The following is a 19162-nucleotide window of genomic DNA, read 5'->3' as shown; positions in this document are numbered from 1 at the left end:
ATGACAAGCCGACGGCGGTTACGCTGCCGGAATGAAACTCATGTTCGGGCGTCGAAATCGCCTTGTCCAGCTCTCACTTGGGGCAGCTGTAGCCGCCTCCGTACTGCTGCCCACACAGCCCGCCCAGGCCGCCTCCGGCCTGGAACCGTTCACCGCGAACTTCAAGCTCACCCGCGTGGACGGCGACAAGACCGGCCTCATCGACTCCGCCGAGGCCGCCGGAGTCGCCAAGGCGTCCGTCACCGACGTCCTGGGCGGCCGCACCGGACGTCCGGGGCTCTGTCACGCCACCGGACTGAACGGCGCTCTCAAGCCCGACGGCTTCTGCTGGGACGACGAGGACGACCGGTCCAACTACGCGGACGGCGGGGGCGGCTGGATGCCGCAGGGCTTCGCCGGTTCGCACGCGGCCACCCCCGACGGGCTGTACGCGGGCCGCTCCCTCACGGTCACCGCCTGGTACCACGGGACGTACGTCGAGACCCGCACCCCGAAGACCGTCGAGGACTACGCGAGGATCTCGATCGCGGAGTCGGCCGGCGGCCAGGTCACGTACGGGCACGTCGCGCTCGTGGAGCCGGTCAGCGGCAACTTCAAGCCGCTCCAGTACACCTCGCACTCGGACGGCGTCGCCTGGTACGGCAACCGGCTGTTCGTCGCCAACGGCGCGGAGCTCCAGGTCTTCGACCTGACGCGGATGTGGCGCATGAACGACACCACGAGCGCGCTCACCCGTCTGGACGCGGGCAAGACCTCCGCCCGCTTCCACCTCTGGGCCATGCCGCTCGTCGCCCGCTACAGCACCATCAGCACGGCGGTGGTCGACGACGTCTCCAAGGCGTACGTCAACAACACCCCGCGCGCCTGCGGCCCGTCCGTCGCCGACGAGCTGTGCCTGAGCAGCCTGAGCGTCGACCGTTCCGGCGCCACGCCGGCCCTCGTCTCGGTGGAGAACCGCAGCGGCGCGGGCGCCCGCATCGTCCGCTGGCCGCTGTCGGCCCTCGGCTCCGGCACCCCCACCACGGTGGCCTCGGAGACCACGGGGTACACCTCTCCCGTGTGGGGCATCCAGGGCACGGCCACGGACGGCACCAACTACTACATGAGCGGCACCTGCCCCGCGTACTGGCCGGGCGGCACCGACCTCTACTCCTGCATCCACGTGGCCAAGCCCGGCGAGGCGCCGCACGTCCTCACCCAGGCGCCGCAGCTGACCCAGGGCCTCTCCTGGGACCCCCTCGCCAAGCGGCTCTGGGGCACCAACGAGGCGCTGGTGGACTCCAGCGGACCGCGCAGGGTCGTGTTCAACGTCGAACCCGACGCCGGCAAGCCCGTCGACGGCTGGAGCTGGCTGACCAACTTCCACCAGGCCGGCTCCGTCTGCGCGACGCCCCAGGGCAACGCCACCACCAACGGCACCCCGATCACCGTGTGGTCCTGCACGGGCTCGGACGTGCAGCGGTGGAAGTACGAGAACGGCCTGATCGTCCACAAGGCGAGCGGCAAGTGCATCACCCCCGAGGCCAACGGCGCCAACACCAACGGCGCGACGCTGACCCTGTGGACGTGCAACCCTTCGAGCGACGTCCAGCGATTCTCCCCGTCGGCCGACGGCAGCGTCGTCAACGCGTACGGCAAGGCCATCACGCCGAAGGGCAACTCCCTGGCCAACGGCGTCTGGCTGACCCTGTGGACGCAGGGCAGCCCCACCCCTGACGCCCAGGACTGGGTGGTGAAGGGCTTCTAGCCCCGCCGCCCCCGGCCCCCGCCCTCAGCGCACACCCCTCGTACGGAACTGGACGCTGATGCGGGGGCCGACGGCGCGGGTCGTCTTGGGGACCGCGTGCTCCCAGGTGCGCTGGCAGGAGCCGCCCATGACCACCAGGTCGCCGTGGCCGAGGGGCAGCCGCAGGACGGTCGGGCCGCCGCCGCGCGGGCGGAGGGCGAGGTCGCGGGGGTCTCCCAGGGAGAGGATCGCCACCATCGTGTCCTGGGTGGCCGAGCGGCCGGTCCGGTCGCCGTGCCAGGCCACGCTGTCGCGACCGTCGCGGTAGAGGCAGAGCCCCGCGGTGACGAAGGGCTCGCCGAGCTCGGCCGCGTAGTGGGCGCCAAGCCGTTCGCGGGCGTCGTCGAGCGCGGGGTGCGGGAGCGGGGCGCCCTCCCGGTAGTACGCGAGGAGCCGGGGCACGGCGACGACGCTGTCGTACATGGCCCGCTCCTCGGCCTGCCACGGCACCCGCCCGGCGAGCTCCTCGAAGAGCGCGTCGGCGCCGTGGAGCCAGCCGGGCAGGTGGTCGATCCAGGCCCCGTCGCCGAGCACGGTCCGCCGGACGCCGTCCAGCGGACCGAGTCCGATGTCGTCGCCCTGGTCGAAGAGGGACCCCTGGAGGCCGTGGCCGGTCATGGGTCAAGACTAGACCAGAATTCGAATGTATGACCGAATAGGGGGGTGAGGGTGTCCGGGTCAGCCGGTCAGCCGGTCAGCCGGTCAGCCGCCGGTAGACCCGCGGGTTCGCCGCCAGGAAGTCGGCGAAGGACTGGGGCGGATGCCCGGTCAGGGTCAGGACCGCGTCGGAGACGGTGTCCATCTCGCCGGTGGCCACCGCCTCGTACGAGGTCACCCAGCCCTCGACCTCCCAGTCGGGGGCGCCGTACCCGGCCCGGGAGGCGAAGGCCTCTTCGCGGGTCTCGGGGACATAGCGGACGGGACCGCCGGCGGCCCGGGCGAGGGTCGCCGCGATCTCGGCGAAGGAGAGCGCCTCGGGTCCCGTCATGTCGTAGGTGGCGCCGTCGTGTGCGTCGGCGGCGAGGAGCACCGCCGCGGCCGAGTCGGCGATGTCGTCGTGGGTGACGGCGGCGACCCGGCCGTCGTCGGCGGGGCCCCGCAGGATCCCGTCGGCTCCGGCCATCGCGACCAGGTCGGCCTGGTAGGCGCTGTCGCGCAGGAAGGTGTGGCGTACGCCGGTGGTGAGGATGTGCTGCTCGGTGTACCAGTGGTCGCGGGCGTACGTGAAGGTGGCGTGCGGCGCGGCGCCGAGGTACGAGAGGTAGACGACCCTGCGTACCCCGGCGGCGACGGCCGCGTCCACGGCGGTGGCATGGGTCCTGACCCGGCCCGGCCCCTCGTGGGCGGAGACCAGGAACAGGGTGGTCGCGCCGTCGAGCGCCGCGCGCATCGCCGCGGCGTCGTCGTAGGACGCGGTCCGGGTGTCGGCGACCGGCAGCCCGGCCAGCTTCTCCGGGTCGCGCCCGAGCGCCCGCACCGCCGCGCCGGCCTCGGCGAGCCGCCGGATCACCCGCCCGCCGATCCGTCCGGTCGCTCCGGTGACCGCGATGAGTTCCGTCATGGTCGTGCCCTTTCGCCGTGCCGGGGTGGCCCTCCCCCATTCGACCCCGGCCGCGGCGGCGGCGCACGCCTTAGGCGCGCCCGGTCGTCATGTCCATCAGGCGGGCGAGGACCCGGCCGCCGGAGGCGCTGACGCCGTCGTGCTCCCACTCGTTGGTGACCCAGGCGCGGGCGGCGCCGATCGCGCGGGCGGTGGTGAGCGAGATCCCCGCGTCCACGTACATGTCGTCGTGGTAGACGGCGGCGGCCAGCGGGATCTCGTTGGCGGCGAGGCGGGCGGGGTCGTAGAGCGGGGGCCAGTCGGTGCGCCGGGCGAGCAGTTCGGCGGCTTCGGCGAACGGGCGCAGGCCGCTGATCTCCTCGAACATCCAGGGGTGGATGGACTCCCCGGTGAGGAGCAGCGGGTCGGCGTCCTCGGCGAACTCGGGGAGGGCGGCGAGCGCCCGGTCGGCGGCCCAGGCGGTCGGCCCCGCGCCCTGGGCGTAGATCGACTCGTGCAGCACGGCGAAGAGCGGGTTGTCGCTGAAGCCGGTGAGGGCCTCGACCTGGTGGAGGAAGGTGCCGGTCGGGCGGCCGTCGCCGGTCTCGTCCAGGGCCTCGTCGAGCAGCCAGTGGAGCCGTTCGAAGCCGTCGCCCATGCCGAGGGCGAGGCCGAGGCTGCGCAGCCGGCGGACGGTGAGCCGGTCGCCGCCGGGCAGCCGTACGTCGTCGGCGGCGAGCAGGTCGGCCAGCTTGCGGAGCCGGGCGGCGTCCTCGGGGTAGCGGGCGTACAGGTCGAGGACGCGGTCGCGGACGCGCGGGGAGGTGTGCGCGTAGACGTCGTCGGCGGTGGTGGTCAGCCCCGGGAGGCCTCCGGTGATGTGGCAGGAGCGGAGGCCTTCGGGTGCGAAGGACAGGTAGGTGAGGGTGAGGAAGCCGCCGTAGCTCTGGCCGAGCGTGTCCCACGGGGTGTCGCCGCACAGCTGCCGGCGGATCAGTTCGGCGTCCCGGACGATGGCGTCGGCGCGGAAGTGGCCGAGGTACCCGGCGAGCGCCGCGGGGGAGCCGAAGCGGGCGGCGGTGCGGGTGGTGACGGGCGTGGACCGTCCGGTGCCGCGCTGGTCGAGCAGGAGCACCCGATGGCTCTTCAGCGCCTGGTCCAGCCACCCGGGCGAACCGAACGTCGGACGGGGCGACTTGCCGCCGGGACCGCCCTGGAGATACAGCAGCCAGGGCAGCGCCTCGGCGGCCCGCGCGGGGTCGACGACCTCCCGGGCGAAGACCTGGAGGGTGGGGCCCTCGGGGTCCCCGTGGTCGAGCGGGACCTCGAAGACGTGGTCGGTGGTCGCGTAGGCGGGGTGCATGGGTTCCTTTCGGGTGACGGAGGGATCGGGGGCGCCGGGGCCTACGGTGGCCCGGTTCAGAAGGCCCGCGCGGGCGACACCGTGTACGTACGCGACGACGTGTAGAAGTCCAGCGCCGCCTCGCCCTGTTCGCGGGGGCCGAAGCTGGAGGACTTGGCACCGCCGAAGGGGAGGTGGAAGTCGACGCCGGTGGAGGGGGCGTTGACGCGGACCATGCCGGTGTCGAGCTGGTCCAGGCCTTGCAGGGCCGTGGTCAGGTCGGTGGTGTGGACGGAGGTGACCAGGCCGTAGCGGGCGGAGTTGCTCAGGCGGACGGCGTGGTCGAGGTCGGTCGCGGTGAGCAGCGCGGCGATGGGGCCGAAGACCTCCTCGCGGAGCAGGCGGTGGCCGGGGGCGACCTTCTCGATAAGGGTGGGGGCCGCGTACCAGCCGTGCAGGTCGGGCACGGTGGCGCCGGCGAGGACGGGGAGGTCGCGCCAGGCGGCGGTGACGGCGGTGCGGGCGTTCTCGTCGATGAGCGGGCCGCACACGGTGCCGCCGTCGGCGGGGTCGCCGACGGGGACGGCCCGCAGCGCCTCGGTGAGCGCCTCGCGCAGCGGGCCGAGGGCCGTGCCGACGGCGATGACCCGGCTGGTGGCGGTGCACTTCTGGCCCGCGTAGCCGGCGATGGAGGCGGCGATGTGGGCGGCTGCCTGCGCGATGTCGGCGTCGGGGAGGACGATCGCCGCGTTCAGGCCGCCCATCTCCGCCTGGACCGGGATGCCGCGGGCGGTGGCGCTGCGCACGACGGCGCGGCCGACGGCGGACGAGCCGGTGAAGGAGACGACGTCGGCGGCGGAGACGAGCGCGCCGCCCTCGGTGGCGCCGCCCGGGACGACGGTGAACACGCCCGCGGGCAGGGCCTTCTGCACGATTTCGGCGAGCCGCTGGGCGCAGGCGGTGGCCTGCGGGGCGGGCTTGAGGACGACCGCGTTGCCGGCCGCGAGGGCGGGGGCGGCCTTCCAGGTGGGGATGGCGAAGGGGAAGTTCCAGGGGGTGATCAGGCCGGCGACGCCGTGCGGGCGGCGGCGGGTGAGGAGCAGTCCGGGGCCCGCGGCCGTCTCGTGGACGGCGCCGGTGGGCGCGTACGGCGCCTGGGCGTAGTAGCGCCAGATCGCGACGGTGCGGGCGACCTCGGCCCGCGCCTCGACGAGCGGCTTGCCGACCTCGCGTACGGCGAGGGCGGCGAGTTCGGCCGCGGCGGCCTCGACGGCGTCGGCGACGGCTCCGAGGGCGGCGGAGCGCGCGGCGGCCCCGGCGCGCTGCCAGCCGGTGTGGGCGGTGCGGGCGCGCTCCACGGCGTCGGCGGCGGCGAAGGCGCCGGGGGCCGGGATCTGGAGGAGGACGTCGTCGGGATCGGCCGGGTTGCGGGAGATGACGGTCATGCGGCGAACCTTCCGGGGGGAGCGGCCGGGCTGGGTCCGCTCGTGTTCAGGGTGTTCAAGGGCTTGCGCAGTACAATTTCACATTACTATGTTACGGGTCACATTCCAGCCGCCGGTCCCGCCGGCGCCGCTGTCCGACTCTCCGCGCGGAGTGACCGCTGATGAACAAGCTCGACAAGCACACCCGAAACGCCCTCGCCGCCGCGCTCCTCGCGGCCCTCACCCTCGGTGCGGCCGGCTGCTCCGGCGCGGGCGGAGGCGCTTCCGCGGGGAGCGGCGGACACCGCGGCGCCAACCCCGCGACCGGCACCAACGGCCAGGTCGTGGGCGGTACGCCGGTCAAGGGCGGCACGCTGACCGTGCTGTCCAACCAGGACTTCACCCATCTCGACCCGGCCCGCAACTGGGTCATGCCCGACATGGACTTCGGCACCCGGCTGCTCTACCGCACCCTCGTCACCTACAAGGCGGAGCCCGGCGCGAAGGGCAGCGAGCTGGTCCCCGACCTCGCCGAGGACCTGGGCACGCCCTCCAACGGGGCCAAGACCTGGACCTTCCGCCTCAAGGCCGGCCTGAAGTACGAGGACGGCACCCCGATCACCTCGCAGGACATCAAGCACAACGTCGAGCGGTCCTTCTCCCCCGACCTGCCCGGCGGTCCCGACTACGCGGCCCGCTACCTCGTCGGCGGCAAGGACTACCGGGGGCCCGCCGAGGGCAAGCACCTGGACTCGGTGAAGACCCCGGACGCCCGCACGATCGTCTTCGAACTCCACAAGCCCTTCGCCGAGTTCCCCTTCGCCGCCACCCTGCCGACCTTCGCGCCCGTGCCGCAGGCCCAGGACAAGGGCCCCCAGTACGACAACCGCCCGTTCTCCTCGGGCCCGTACAAGATCGACACCTACGCCCGCGACAAGAAGCTGGTGCTGGTCCGCAACACCCACTGGGATCCGAAGAGCGACTCCGTCCGCAAGGCGTACCCGGACCGGATCGTCGTCACCATGGGCCTCAAGGGCAACCAGATCGACGACCGCCTGATCGCCTCCTCCGGACCCGACGCCTCCGCCGTCTCCTGGGCGCAGCTGCGCCCCGAGTCCATCTCCAAGGTGCTGACCAAGGCCGATGTGAAGGCCCGGCTGCTCGCCGAGTCCAGCAGCTGCACCGAGGCCGTCCAGATGCACACCGGCCGCGCGCCCTTCGACAACCTCAAGGTCCGTCAGGCCGTGCAGTACGCCCTCGACCGGGAGGCGATCGTCACCGCCGCCGGCGGCCCGGCCGTCGTCGACGCCTCCACCGCCGCCATGCCCGGCCCCCTGTTCACCGGCGGCAAGCAGCCCGACACCCTGAAGATCCCGCTCTCCGGTGACCCCGAGAAGGCCAAGCAGCTGCTCAAGGAGGCCGGGAAGCCCGACGGGTTCGCCACCCAGCTCACCGTCTCCATGAACGACAAGCGCATCGGCGAGGCCATCCAGGAGTCCCTGGGCAAGGCCGGCATCAAGGTGACCATCGAGACCGTCGACCCGTCCGCCTTCTACGACACCATCGGCGACACCAAGAGCCGCACGGACCTCGTCTACACCGGCTGGTGTCCCGACTACCCGTCCGGCTCCACCTTCCTCCCCTTCATGTTCGACGGGCGCTACATCAAGGAGAAGGGCAACTCCGGCAACCACTCCCTCTTCAAGGACGACGCCACCATGAAGCGGATGGACGAGATCGCCGCCCTGACCGACGGCGCCCAGGCCAACAAGGCGTGGCAGGAGCTGGACGGGCAGATCCTCGCCAAGGCCCCGATCGCCCCCGGCGCCTCCAAGCGCCGCACGCTCCTGGTCGGCACCAACGTCGCCGGCGCCTACGGGCACACCTCCTGGAGCGGCCAGCTCGACTACGCGACCGTCGGTCTCGCGGACCCGGCGAAGAGCGCGAACTGAAGGACGCCCCTCCCATGACGCTCACCACCACCTCCCCTCCGGTCTCCGGAGGCAGCGGGGCCTGGCGGTCGGTCCGCGCGGAACTGCGCCGCCGTGCCTCGCTCAAGGCCTCCCTCGCCGTCATCGCCCTCTTCGCCCTGATGACCGTCGCCGCGCCGCTGATCGGCGCGCTCGGCGGCTGGGGCCCGGAGGAGTTCGACAAGTCCGCCGTCGACCCGTACCTCGGCGGACAGCCGATCGGGCCGCTCGGCGGGGTCTCCGCCCGGCACTGGCTCGGCGTCGAACCCATCACCGGACGCGACCTGTTCGCCCGGGTCGTGCACGGCGCCCAGGTGTCGCTGCTCATCGCCTTCTCCGCCACCGCGATCGTCGTGCTGGCGGGGGTCGCCGCCGGGGTCGCCGCCGGCTACTTCGGGGGCCGCACCGACACGGTGCTGTCCCGGCTGATGGACCTCACGATGTCCTTCCCCTCCCTCATCTTCATGATCGCGATGATGTCGGTGGCCAGGGACGTCAACCGGACCTTCCTGATGATCCTGGTCATCGGCCTCTTCGGCTGGCCGGGCGTCGCCCGGGTGGTCCGGGGCCAGACCCTCTCGCTCAAGCACCGCGAGTACGTCGACGCGGCCCGCGTCGGCGGCTCGGGACCCTGGCGGATCCTCGCCCGGGACATCCTGCCGGGCGTCTCGGGACCCGTCATCGCGTACACCACGCTGATGATCCCCGGCATGATCGCCACCGAGGCCGCCCTCAGCTACCTCGGCGTCGGGGTCCGCCCGCCGACCCCGTCCTGGGGGCAGATGATCGCGGAGAGCGTCGCCTACTACGACACCGACCCGATGTACTTCCTCGTCCCCAGCGTCTGCCTCTTCCTCACCGTGCTCGCGTTCACCCTGATCGGCGACGCCCTGCGCGACATCCTCGACCCGCGAGGGGGCCGTTCGTGATCCTCTACCTCGGCCGCCGGCTGCTCGGGGTGATCGGCGTCCTCCTCGCCATCGCCGCCGTCACCTTCGTCATCTTCTACGTGCTGCCCTCCGACCCGGCCGCCGCCGCCTGCGGCAAGGCGTGCAGCGACGAACGCCTGGAGGCGATCCGCGCCCACATGGGCCTGGACGCCCCGCTGTGGCGCCAGTTCGCCGACTTCGTCACCGGCATCTTCACCGGCCGCACCATGGGCAGCGGCCAGTACGCGCTGCGCTGCGACTTCCCCTGCCTCGGCTACTCCTACGAGAACAGCGAGGGCGTCTGGGACCTGCTCGTCGACCGGCTGCCGGTCTCCGCCTCGCTCGCCGTCGGCGCCGCCGCGCTGTGGCTGCTCCTCGGCCTCTCGGCCGGGGTCACGGCCGCGCTCCGCAAGGACACCCTGACCGACCGGGCCCTCATGGTCGGCGCGGTCGCCGCCGCCTCCCTGCCGGTGTACTTCACCTCGGTGCTGCTCATCTACGGATTCATCCGGGTCAGCGGACTGCTGCCCTACCCGCAGTACGTGCCCTTCACCAGCGACCCGCCCTCCTGGGCGTCCAACCTGCTGCTGCCCTGGCTGGCGCTCGCCGTGCTCTACGCGGCCATGTACGCCCGGCAGAGCCGCGGTTCGATGATCGAGTCCATGGCGGAGCCGTACATCCGCACCGCCCGCGCCAAGGGCCTGCCGCGCCGCACGGTCGTCGTCAAGCACGGGCTGCGGGCCGGCATGACCCCGATCCTGACCATCTTCGGCATGGACCTCGGCGGGCTCCTCGCGGGCGCCGTCATCACCGAGTCCCTCTTCGGACTCCCCGGCATCGGGCGGCTCTTCTACGGCGCCCTCACCACCGGCGACCAGCCCGTCATCCTCGGCGTGACGCTGCTCGCCGCCACCTTCATCGTCGTCGCCAATCTCTGCGTCGACCTGCTGTACGCCGTCGTCGACCCGCGAGTGAGGTACTGATGGGCGCACCGGAACCCCTGCTGCGGGTCCGCGACCTCACGGTCACGTTCCCGACCCCCCGCGGCCCCGTCCGGGCCGTGGACGCCCTCTCCTTCGACGTGCCGCACGGGCGCACCCTCGGCATCGTCGGCGAGTCCGGCTCCGGCAAGTCCGTGACCTCGCTCGCCGTCATGGGCCTGCACACCGGCGCCGAGGTCTCCGGCTCCGTCGTGCTCGACGGGCGCGAGCTCGTCGGTCTGCCGGAGCGCGAGCTCAACCGGCTGCGGGGCCGGCGGATGGCGATGATCTTCCAGGACCCGCTGTCCAGCCTCCATCCGTACTACACGGTCGGCGAGCAGATCGCCGAGCACCACCGGGTGCACTTCGGGTCGCGGCGGGCCACCGCCCGCGCCCGGGCCGTCGAGGCGCTGGCCGAGGTCGGCATCCCGGAGCCGAAGCGCCGGGCGGGCGAGTATCCGCACCAGTTCTCCGGCGGCATGCGCCAGCGGGTGATGATCGCGATGGCGCTGGTCTGCGAACCCGATCTGCTCATCGCCGACGAGCCGACCACCGCGCTCGACGTCACCGTGCAGGCGCAGATCCTCGACCTGCTGGCCGGGCTACAGCAGGAACGGCGGCTCTCCGTCGTCATGATCACGCACGATCTGGGCGTGGTGGCCCGGGTCGCCCACGAGGTGCTGGTCATGTACGGCGGCCGGGCGGCCGAACAGGCCCCGGTGGACAGCCTGTTCGCCGCGCCCGCGCACCCGTACACCCGGGGTCTGCTCGACTCGCTGCCCCGGCTCGACGACACCGACGACAGCCCGCTCCGGGCGATCCCCGGCACTCCGCCCTCGCTCCTCGACCCGGCGCCCGGCTGCGCCTTCGCCCCCCGCTGCGCGCGGGCCGCCGCCGGCACCGAGGAGGAGCGGGAGCGCTGCGCGGGCGAGCGCCCCCGGCTCGACGGCCCCGAGGGGCACGTGGCCGCCTGCCATTTCCCGGCGTTCCCGGCGCTGTCCGCGCCCGCGCCCTCCCCGTACGAAGGGGTCGACTCATGACCACCTCCCCCGCGGCCCTGCCGCATCCGGCGCCCGCCCCCGACAACGCTGCCGCCGCCTCCGCGCCGCCGCTGTTGCGGGTGCGCGATCTGACCATGGCCTTTCCCGGGCGCCGCCGTTCGGCGCCGGTGCGGGCCGTCGACGGGGTCGGCTTCGACCTGGCCGAGGGTGAGACCCTGGGTCTGGTCGGCGAGTCGGGCTGCGGCAAGTCGACCACCGGCCGCATGATCGTGCGGCTCCTGGAGCCGACCTCGGGCTCCGTGACCTACGCGGGCCAGGACGTCACCCATCTCTCGCAGCGGGCGCTCAAGCCGCTGCGGCGCGAGATCCAGATGGTCTTCCAGGACCCGCACTCCTCGCTCAACCCGCGCCAACCGGTGGCCCGGATCATCGCCGATCCGCTGCTGGTGCAGGGCAGTTCGGCGGCGGACGCCCTCACGCGGGCGCGGGAGCTGATGGAGCTCGTGGGGCTGATCCCCGAGCACGCCGACCGCTTCCCGCACGAGTTCTCCGGCGGCCAGGCGCAGCGGATCGGCATCGCCCGCGCGCTGGCGACCGGGCCGCGGCTGGTGGTGGCGGACGAGCCGGTGTCGGCGCTCGACGTGTCGGTGCAGGCGCAGATCGTCAACCTGATGGAGCGGCTCCAGGCCGAACTGGGCCTCGCCTACCTCTTCATCGCCCACGACCTGTCGGTGGTGAAGCGGGTCTGCGACCGGGTCGCGGTGATGTACCTGGGCCGGATCGTGGAGATCGGCGCGAAGGACCGGGTGTACGACGCCCCCGCGCACCCGTACACCCGGGCGCTGCTGTCCGCCGTGCCGCTGCCCGATCCGGCGGCCGAGCGGAGCCGGGAGCGGATCACCCTGCTCGGCGACCCGCCGAGCCCGGCCGCGCCGCCGCCGGGGTGCACCTTCCATCCGCGCTGCCCGAAGGCGCAGGCCCTGTGCAGGACGGAGGCTCCCGTGCTGCGGAGCATCGCGGCGGGCGAGCCGAGGGAGGTGGCCTGCCACTTCCCGGAGACCGGCTGACCGGTCCGCCCGGTCGGTGGCGTGGGGGGTCAGTTGGTCGCGGGGCGGAGGCGGTCGACGGGGTGGGTCTCCACGTAGGTCCCGACGGTGTCGTCCTGGTACGCCTTCCACAGGGCGGCGCCGCGGGCCGGGTCGAGGTGGACGACCGACTGGCCCTTGACCATGCCGGTCCCCTTCACCGGGGCGTTCATGAAGGTCATGTCGCCCGCGCGGACCTCGCGCATGCTCCAGACCAGCTCGCGCATCTCGCCGTCGCCGAAGCGCTCGTCGACGCTGACGGTCTCGGTGAAGATGTCCAGGGTCTTCTTGAGCTGGAGCGGGTCCTTGAGCGACGCCGAGCTCATCACCTTCTCCAGCACGGTGCGCAGATAGTTCTGCTGCCGGTGGGTGCGGTCGAAGTCGCCGTTGGGCAGGTTCTTGCGCTCCCCCACGTACGCCAGGGCCTGCGCGCCGTCCATGTGCCGGCGCTCCCCGTCGGACATCAGGATGTCGACCCCGCCGACGGCGTCGGTCAGCTTGCGGAAGCCGTTCCAGTCGATGACCGCGAAGTGGTCCACGCGCACGTTCGTGAGGCGCTGCACGGTGTCGATGAGGAGCGGCGGGCCGCCCCAGGAGAAGGCCGCGTTCAGCTTGGCCCGGCCCCGGCCGGGGATGTCGACCCAGGAGTCCCGGGGCAGCGAGACGACGTACGCGGCGGAGCGGTCGGCCGGGATGTGCACCAGCATCATGGCGTCGCTGCGCTGGTCGCCGTACTTCCACAGCGTGCCCTTGGCGTCGCTGCCGGTGGTGGGGACCTCCGAGCGGGAGTCGAGCCCCATCAGCAGGAAGTTCTGGCCGCCCTTGGAGGCGGCGGGGACCGGCGCGTCCGTGGGGAAGGTCTTCGGGATCCGCTGCACCCGGCCCGTGTAGTGCTCGTAGGCCCAGTACCCCGTGCCCGCGGCGAGCAGGATCGCCCCCGCCAGCAGCACGAGGGCGGTGAGCAGCACCGTCCTCGCCCTGGGCCGCCGCCGGCCCTCCGCCTCGCGTATCGCGCCCTCGGACTCCGCTGTCCCGCTCATCCCGTACGGCTCCCCCTCCGCTGGACATGCCGACTCGCCCCGCCCGGGGCGTACTTCAGGCCACCAGGATGCCGAAGATCGGCGGGCGGCGCGAGGAGTCCCGGGAACCGGATGGGAGCGGGACCGGGCCCGGGTCCCGTGCGGACGGGACGCCGGGCGGCCGAACGTAGGGGTGTCGTCGGGGCCCGCGGCTCCGGCGGCGGAACGACCGGAGACATCAGCGGACGAAAAGTCGTGATCACCATGGCACGGATCCTGGGCCGGTTCGGTACCGACACCGCGCCGCACGTCCTGCGCGGCACCCCCGGCCGGTGCGAGGAGCCCGGCACCCGGATGCTGCGGGGCCGGGGCTGGGCGCTCGCCGGCGAGCGGGCGGACGGTCGCGACGGCGTGGCGGCGGTGCTCGCCGGCGCGGTCGACGTGCGGCTGCCGCTGCTCAGCCGGATCGAGGCCGGGGGCCGCCCGGTCGCCGAGCGCAACCACGCGGCGCTGCTGCGGGCCGCGTTCGAGGCGGACGGGGCGGGCTTCACCGAGGAGCTGCGGGGCGCGTACGCGGCGGCGGTCGTCGACACGCGCGCGGCCCCCGTCCTGGTGCTCGCCACCGACGACGCGGGCGCGGTCCCGCTCTACTACCACTGGAGCACCAGCCGCCAGGTCCTGTCCTTCGCCACCGACATCCCGTCGCTGCTCACGCTGCTGCCGGACCCGCCGGTGCTGTGGACGCCGGGACTCGACGCCTATCTCACCGCGGGCGCCGCGCTGGGCGGGGCGACGCTGATCGAGGGCGTACGGGTGCTACCGCCGGGCACGACGGCCGTGTGCGCGCGGGGGCAGCGGCCGCGGCTGGTGCGGCGTGAGCCGGAGGGTGTCGGCCGGGTCCCGGGACCGGGGTCGCCGGACCGGGAGCTCCCGGGCGGCTTCCCGGGTGTCCCGGGAACGCATGCCCCGGAGCCGTACGGGGAGCCGGGTGGCGGGTCCGACCCGCTGTCCGACGCCCTGGACCGGCGCCGGGCGCGGGATCTGCCGGTGCTGCTGCCCGCGCTGATCTGGCGGCTCGGTCATCCCGAGGCCGACGCGGGCGCGCTCACCGCGTACGCGCGGCGCGGGACGGTCCCGGGAAGTGGCGATCTCGCCCTGGAGGCCGCCGAGGGGCGGCGCCGGGTGGCGGTGGCCGTGGCCGACCCCACCGGGGACTGGTCCGCCCGTTACGCCGAGGGGCTCTCGCCGGTCGACGCCGTGGGCCGCTCGCGGCTCTACAGCGCCGACTACCGGGCGTTCCTCGCCGAGCGGGGCGACGCGGCCCAGGCGCTTGCGAGGCGGCTCGACGAGGCGGCGGCGGTCCGCTCGCGGCGGGCGGCCCTGACCGCGTTCGAGCGGGACGAGCTGCTCCCGGCGCGCGGGCTGCGCCGCGCGGCCCATCTGGGCGGCGCGGGCGTCCGGGTCCCCGGCGACGCGCGGCGGCGGGTCTCGGACCTGCTGGTCCCGGGCGGGGCGCTGACGGACCTGGTCCGTGAGCTGCTGTCGCCCGCCCGGCTGCGCGGCTCGGGACTGCTCTCCTGGCGGGCGGTCGAGCGGCTGCTCGCCGCTCAGCTCACCCACCCGTCGGAGCGGCTCGCGGGGACGATCTGGGCGCTGTCGATGTTCGAGCTGTGGCGGGAGGAGTACGCGGTGGGCGTGCGGCGCCCGGTTCCGCCGCCGGTGCGGGCGAAGAGCCCGGCGGAGCTGCCGGTGCTGGGCCGCCGGACGGTGTCCATCTGAGAGCCCTCCGTTACGGAAGGGGCCGGAGTGGGTCAAGGGCCTCATGTGCCCGGGACGTCTCCGAGGTCAGCATGGAAGAGGAATCCGCACCGGCGGAGGACTACAGGAAGAGAAGAGAGATGAAGCGCAAGATCATCGGATCGGTGCTCGCCCTCGTGGCCCTCGTCAGCTTGGTGCTCTTCGGCTCGAAGGGCGCCCGCGCCGGGACTCGGGTCCCCGGCACCGCTCGACCCGGCCACAAGCCCGGCTGCACGGACCGGAAGTGCCCCGGATGCCAGCCCTAGAGTCCGGCTGAAGACCGCAGAGTCGCGGCACCCGGCGCCCGCCACCCCTTCTGGGGCGGCGGGCGCCTCTTCGTGCGCTACGCGCCGCCCCGGCGCACCCGGGCGGCCTTGCGGGCCTCGGCCTCGCGCTTGGCGTCGGCGGTCCTGCGGGAGGTGTTCTTGGTGCGGCCGGGCCGTCCGGGGACGGTGCCGATGCCGCGGAAGGCGGCGCCGCGCCGGTCGCGCTCGGCCGCCGGCCCGCCGGCCGCGGCCTTGGCGCCGGTGATCCTGCGCAGCTCCTCCGCGCCGGGGCGGACGTCGGCGGTGTGGGCGCGGACGCCCGCCTCCGTGAGGAGCCGGGCCAGGTCGCGGCGCTGGTCGGGCAGGACCAGGGTGACGACGCTGCCGGAGGCGCCGGCCCGTGCCGTGCGCCCGGCGCGGTGGAGGTAGTCCTTGGGGTCGGTGGGCGGGTCGACGTTGACGACGAGGTCGAGGTCGTCGACGTGCAGGCCGCGGGCGGCGACGTTGGTCGCCACCAGGACGGTGACCGCGCCGGTCCTGAACTTCTCCAGGGTGGCCGTGCGCTGGGGCTGCGACTTGTCGCCGTGCAGCGCGGCGGCGCGGACGCCGGCGGCGACGAGCTGTCGGGTGAAGCGGTCGACGGAGGCCTTGGTGTGCAGGAACATGAGCACGCGCCCCTCGCGGGCGGCGATCTCGCCCGCCACGGCGAACTTGTCGCCGCCGTGGACCCGGAGCACATGGTGCTCGGCCGTGGGGACGGGGGCGGCGGCCGCGTCGGCGGCGTGCACGACCGGGTCCTGGAGATAGCACTGGACCAGGGTCTCGACGTCCCGGTCCAGGGTGGCCGAGAAGAGCATCCGCTGGCCGCCGGCCGGCACCTGGTCGAGCAGTTCGGTCACCTGCGGCAGGAATCCCAGGTCGGCCATCTGGTCGGCCTCGTCGAGGACCGTGACGGCCACCTGGTCGAGCCGGCAGTCCCGCCGCTCCACCAGGTCCTTGAGCCGCCCGGGCGTGGCGATCAGCACCTCGGCCCCGGCCCGCAGCTCCGTGGCCTGGCGGCCCGCCTGGAGGCCGCCGACGACGGTCGCGAGGCGCAGGTCCAGGGCCCGCGCGTAGGGCGCGAGCGCCTCGGTCACCTGCTGGGCCAGCTCGCGCGTCGGCACCAGCACCAGGGCGAGCGGCTTCTTGGCCGCGGCACGGCGCCCCGCGGTCCGCGCGAGCAGCGCGAGTCCGAACGCGAGCGTCTTGCCCGAGCCGGTGCGCCCCCGGCCCAGGACGTCCCGTCCCGCGAGGGCGCTGGGCAGGGCGGCGGACTGGATCGGGAACGGGGTGGTGACACCCTGGGCGGCCAGCGTCGTCAGGACCGCCTCGGGCAGCTCCATGGCGTCGAAGCTGTCGGCGGCCGGGAGCGGCGGGGTGCCGGTGAGGTCACCGAGGCCGGTGGGATCTCCCGTACGGTCCGAGCGGTTCATGGGTGCGCTGCCTTCTTCGATCGGGTGTCCGTCATCGGGTATCCGTCAAGGAAAGCACGACGGACGGCGGCCGACCGAATCGCGCGTGGCCGGGCGGGCCGGACTGCCGCAGCGGACCGGGCCGGTCCCCTGCGGCGGACCGGCCCCGGCCGAGCGACGGACAGGGCTGCCGCAGCAGACGGGGCCTGCCCCGGCGGCGGCCCCGGTCGGTTCGCCCGGCGCAGGCCGGGCCGGGCCGAGCGGCGGACCCGGCCGGTCCGGACGAGGATCCGAGACGAGCGGCGGACCCCGGCTGCGTCGGGCGTCGATCCGGCCTGTCCAGCGGTTCTCCAGGCCACTCCGGGCAGCAGACCCGGCCGTCCGGGCGGCGCGCCGGGCCGCGATCCCGGCCTGTCCGGCGGTTCCCCGGCCACGGCCTCAGCCTCCCTCCCGGGCCCCCGCCGACAGCGACGCTTCCGTCAGCCCCGCCGTCGCACGCGGCAGTACGGCGCGGACGCGGGTGCCGCGGCCGGCGTGGACGAAGGATTCGACCGTGCAGCGGCCGCCGATCTCGGCGGCGCGTTCGGCCATGGAGCGCAGGCCGACGCCTCGGTGGTCGGCGCCTCGGCCGAAGCCGGTGCCGTCGTCCTCGACGGTGACGGTGAGCGCTTCGGCGTCGGCGTACAGGTGGATCTCGGCGCGGGTGGCGCGGGCGTGCCGTACGACGTTGTTGAGGGCCTCGGCCGCGATCCGGTAGGCGGCCACCTCCACGGCGGCCGGGAGCGCGGGCAGCGGGTCCGGGTCGACGACGGCGGCCACGGTCAGCCGGGCGCCGTCGAAGGAGGCGGCGAGCTGGCGGAGGGCGCCGTCGAGGCCCAGTTCGCCGAGGGGCGCGGGGCCGAGCCGGTCGGTGATCCGGCGGACCTCCTTGATGGCCATGCCGAGGTCGTCGGAGACGGCCCGCAGCGCCTCGCGCAGGGTGTCCTCGGCGGGCAGCCGGGCGGTGGCGTTCTCGACGCGCAGGCGCAGTCCGGCGAGGGCCGGGCCGAGGCCGTCGTGGATGTCGCGGCGCAGCCGGCGCCGTTCCTCCTCGCGGGCGGTGACGATCTGCTCGCGGCTGCTGCGCAGGTCCTCCTGGAGCCGCAGCGAGGCGACGGCGGGCGCGGCCTGGCTGGCGAGGGAGGAGAGGATGAGGCCGTCCTGCGCGTCCAGCTCCGCCTCGCCCTCGCGCAGGCCGACGGAGAGCCGGCCGACGACGGCGCCCTGGTGGAGCATGTCGAAGTGGTGCGGGTGGTCGCCGAGCGGCCCCACCCGGGCCAGCACCCGGTCCCCGGCGCGGGTGCGGACGGCGAGGGCGGCCGCGGGCAGTCGCAGCGTCTCGACCACGGTGGCGCACAGCGCCTCGGGGATGTCCTGGGAGCTGCCCGCGTTGCTGATGCGGGCGGCGAGGGTGTGCAGCACCTGGTAGGGGTGGGCCCGGTCCCCGTAGTAGAGCCGGTCGACGACGCCGACCGCCCAGGCGACGGTGCGGCGCAGCCCCGCGCCCATGAGGAACGCGACGGCGACCAGGGCGAGGGCGTCGGCGTACCGGCTCGGGGTCATGCCGCTGACGAGGGCGGCGACGACGGCCACGTCGGCGGCGGTGAGCAGCGCGACCACGAGCAGCCCGGCGAGGATGCGCCGCTCCGGGCGGCTGAGCCGCCAGGAGCCGGTGCGGACGACCACGTAGCCGACGGAGGCGCACATGACGAGGGAGGCCGCCGTCATCAGCCAGTACATGGGCCAGCGCAGGACGTCGCCGAAGTTGTACGTGATGCTCTGCGCGACACCCCACACGACGTAGGAGGCGAGGAGGGCGAGCAGGGCCCGGCGGGTGCGGGCGGATCCGATGTGCCGGACCCGGCGGAACATGACGGTGCCGCTCACGGCGATGAGGACGAAGTGGGTGACGTTCTGGGCGAGCCCGAGCCGGCTGTCGAGGAGGGTCGCGGCGCTCCCCCACCAGCCGGCGGCCAGCGGGTTGGGCGCGCCGTAGCGCTCGGGCTGCGCCGCGTACGCGAAGGCCTGCGGTGCCACCCAGACGGCGAGGCCCGCCACGTACCACCACCAGCGGCGGGCCAGCCGTCCTTCGGGGAACCAGAGCGGCAGCGAGTACCAGAGGGTGACCTTGAGCCAGTTGGCGAGCGCCTCGAAGACGAGGACGGCGGTACGCCCCGGCGCGCCGCCCTGTCCGAGCCAGAGCGGCGCGGCGAGCGCGGCGGGCAGGATCACCGTCATGCCGTAGGCGATGAGGACCCAGCCGACCGGGCGGCCCGGCCAGTGCGCGTGGACGAGGACGCCGGCGGCCACGGCGGGCAGCCCGTACATGAGGACGCGCAGGCTCTCGGCGCTCTCGGCGACCCCGGGCCTGCCCAGGTTGACCAGCAGGTAGCAGATCCACAGCCCGCTGAGGGCGAGCGTGACCGCCGCGCAGAGGGCGGCGGCGGCCAGTCGGCGCTCGCCCTCCGCCCGGTGGGAACCCCACGGCGCGTTCTCACTCCATGTGTTCATATGCATACCTATAGTAATCGGC

At 74.1% G+C, this 19162-nt stretch carries 15 protein-coding genes; 8 read left to right on the top strand and 7 right to left on the bottom strand.

Features of this window, described 5'->3' with window-relative positions:
* The first annotated feature begins 31 nt into the window (after positions 1 to 31).
* The gene (locus ABTZ54_RS01705) at positions 32 to 1747 is read left to right on the top strand and encodes an RICIN domain-containing protein (RefSeq protein WP_351655606.1); all 1716 of its coding nucleotides are present in this window, start codon (positions 32 to 34) and stop codon (positions 1745 to 1747) included.
* Positions 1748 to 1771: 24 nt separating this feature from the next.
* Here ABTZ54_RS01705 and ABTZ54_RS01700 read toward each other — a convergent pair whose 3' ends face one another.
* The 4 genes from ABTZ54_RS01700 to ABTZ54_RS01685 form a co-directional block, all read right to left on the bottom strand.
* Positions 1772 to 2404: an alpha-ketoglutarate-dependent dioxygenase AlkB gene (locus ABTZ54_RS01700; protein WP_351655603.1), complete on the bottom strand. Its 633-nt coding sequence runs from the start codon at positions 2402 to 2404 to the stop codon at positions 1772 to 1774.
* Positions 2405 to 2480: 76 nt separating this feature from the next.
* Complete coding sequence (locus ABTZ54_RS01695; protein ID WP_351655599.1) at positions 2481 to 3347, bottom strand: NmrA family NAD(P)-binding protein; 867 nt, start codon at positions 3345 to 3347, stop codon at positions 2481 to 2483.
* Positions 3348 to 3417: 70 nt separating this feature from the next.
* Complete coding sequence (locus tag ABTZ54_RS01690) at positions 3418 to 4689, bottom strand: alpha/beta fold hydrolase (protein ID WP_351655596.1); 1272 nt, start codon at positions 4687 to 4689, stop codon at positions 3418 to 3420.
* Between the two features lie 56 nt (positions 4690 to 4745).
* On the bottom strand, positions 4746 to 6113 hold the full coding sequence (locus tag ABTZ54_RS01685; RefSeq protein WP_351655593.1) for an aldehyde dehydrogenase family protein: 1368 nt from the start codon (positions 6111 to 6113) through the stop codon (positions 4746 to 4748).
* Between the two features lie 161 nt (positions 6114 to 6274).
* Here ABTZ54_RS01685 and ABTZ54_RS01680 point away from each other — a divergent pair, with 161 nt between their 5' ends.
* From ABTZ54_RS01680 to ABTZ54_RS01660, 5 genes are read left to right on the top strand one after another with little or no spacing between them, the layout of a single operon-like run.
* Positions 6275 to 8044, top strand: a complete 1770-nt coding sequence (locus ABTZ54_RS01680) for an ABC transporter substrate-binding protein (RefSeq protein ID WP_351655589.1) — start codon at positions 6275 to 6277, stop codon at positions 8042 to 8044.
* A 14-nt stretch (positions 8045 to 8058) separates the two neighbouring features.
* Complete coding sequence (locus ABTZ54_RS01675) at positions 8059 to 8991, top strand: ABC transporter permease (RefSeq protein ID WP_351655586.1); 933 nt, start codon at positions 8059 to 8061, stop codon at positions 8989 to 8991.
* Positions 8988 to 9974: an ABC transporter permease gene (locus tag ABTZ54_RS01670; protein WP_351655583.1), complete on the top strand. Its 987-nt coding sequence runs from the start codon at positions 8988 to 8990 to the stop codon at positions 9972 to 9974. The genes ABTZ54_RS01675 and ABTZ54_RS01670 overlap by 4 nt, the downstream gene beginning before the upstream one ends.
* On the top strand, positions 9974 to 11011 hold the full coding sequence (locus ABTZ54_RS01665; RefSeq protein WP_351655580.1) for an ABC transporter ATP-binding protein: 1038 nt from the start codon (positions 9974 to 9976) through the stop codon (positions 11009 to 11011). Before ABTZ54_RS01670 ends, ABTZ54_RS01665 begins: the two co-directional genes overlap by 1 nt.
* Positions 11008 to 12039: an ABC transporter ATP-binding protein gene (locus ABTZ54_RS01660; protein ID WP_351655577.1), complete on the top strand. Its 1032-nt coding sequence runs from the start codon at positions 11008 to 11010 to the stop codon at positions 12037 to 12039. The genes ABTZ54_RS01665 and ABTZ54_RS01660 overlap by 4 nt, the downstream gene beginning before the upstream one ends.
* A gap of 29 nt (positions 12040 to 12068) precedes the next feature.
* Here ABTZ54_RS01660 and ABTZ54_RS01655 read toward each other — a convergent pair whose 3' ends face one another.
* Positions 12069 to 13097, bottom strand: coding sequence for an LCP family protein (locus tag ABTZ54_RS01655; protein WP_351655574.1), 1029 nt, complete (start codon positions 13095 to 13097; stop codon positions 12069 to 12071).
* 243 nt (positions 13098 to 13340) lie between these two features.
* Between ABTZ54_RS01655 and ABTZ54_RS01650 the strand changes: the two genes are divergently transcribed.
* Both ABTZ54_RS01650 and ABTZ54_RS01645 read left to right on the top strand, forming a co-directional pair.
* Positions 13341 to 14855 (top strand): asparagine synthetase B family protein, encoded by a 1515-nt coding sequence (locus ABTZ54_RS01650; RefSeq protein WP_351656399.1) that lies wholly within the window; start codon positions 13341 to 13343, stop codon positions 14853 to 14855.
* A 119-nt stretch (positions 14856 to 14974) separates the two neighbouring features.
* On the top strand, positions 14975 to 15139 hold the full coding sequence (locus tag ABTZ54_RS01645; protein ID WP_351655570.1) for a hypothetical protein: 165 nt from the start codon (positions 14975 to 14977) through the stop codon (positions 15137 to 15139).
* Positions 15140 to 15216: 77 nt separating this feature from the next.
* On the opposite strand, the gene ABTZ54_RS01640 is transcribed toward ABTZ54_RS01645, so the two are convergent.
* Together ABTZ54_RS01640 and ABTZ54_RS01635 are read right to left on the bottom strand one after the other, a co-directional pair.
* On the bottom strand, positions 15217 to 16611 hold the full coding sequence (locus ABTZ54_RS01640) for a DEAD/DEAH box helicase (RefSeq protein ID WP_351655567.1): 1395 nt from the start codon (positions 16609 to 16611) through the stop codon (positions 15217 to 15219).
* Positions 16612 to 17028: 417 nt separating this feature from the next.
* Positions 17029 to 19140, bottom strand: coding sequence for a sensor histidine kinase (locus tag ABTZ54_RS01635; RefSeq protein ID WP_351655564.1), 2112 nt, complete (start codon positions 19138 to 19140; stop codon positions 17029 to 17031).
* Positions 19141 to 19162 lie beyond the last annotated feature (22 nt).

This window comes from Streptomyces sp. NPDC094032 (assembly GCF_040303965.1).
In the GTDB taxonomy this organism is placed as follows: domain Bacteria; phylum Actinomycetota; class Actinomycetes; order Streptomycetales; family Streptomycetaceae; genus Streptomyces.
Note: the sequence above shows the minus strand (reverse complement) of the source record. Positions and strands in the feature narration are given on the sequence as shown.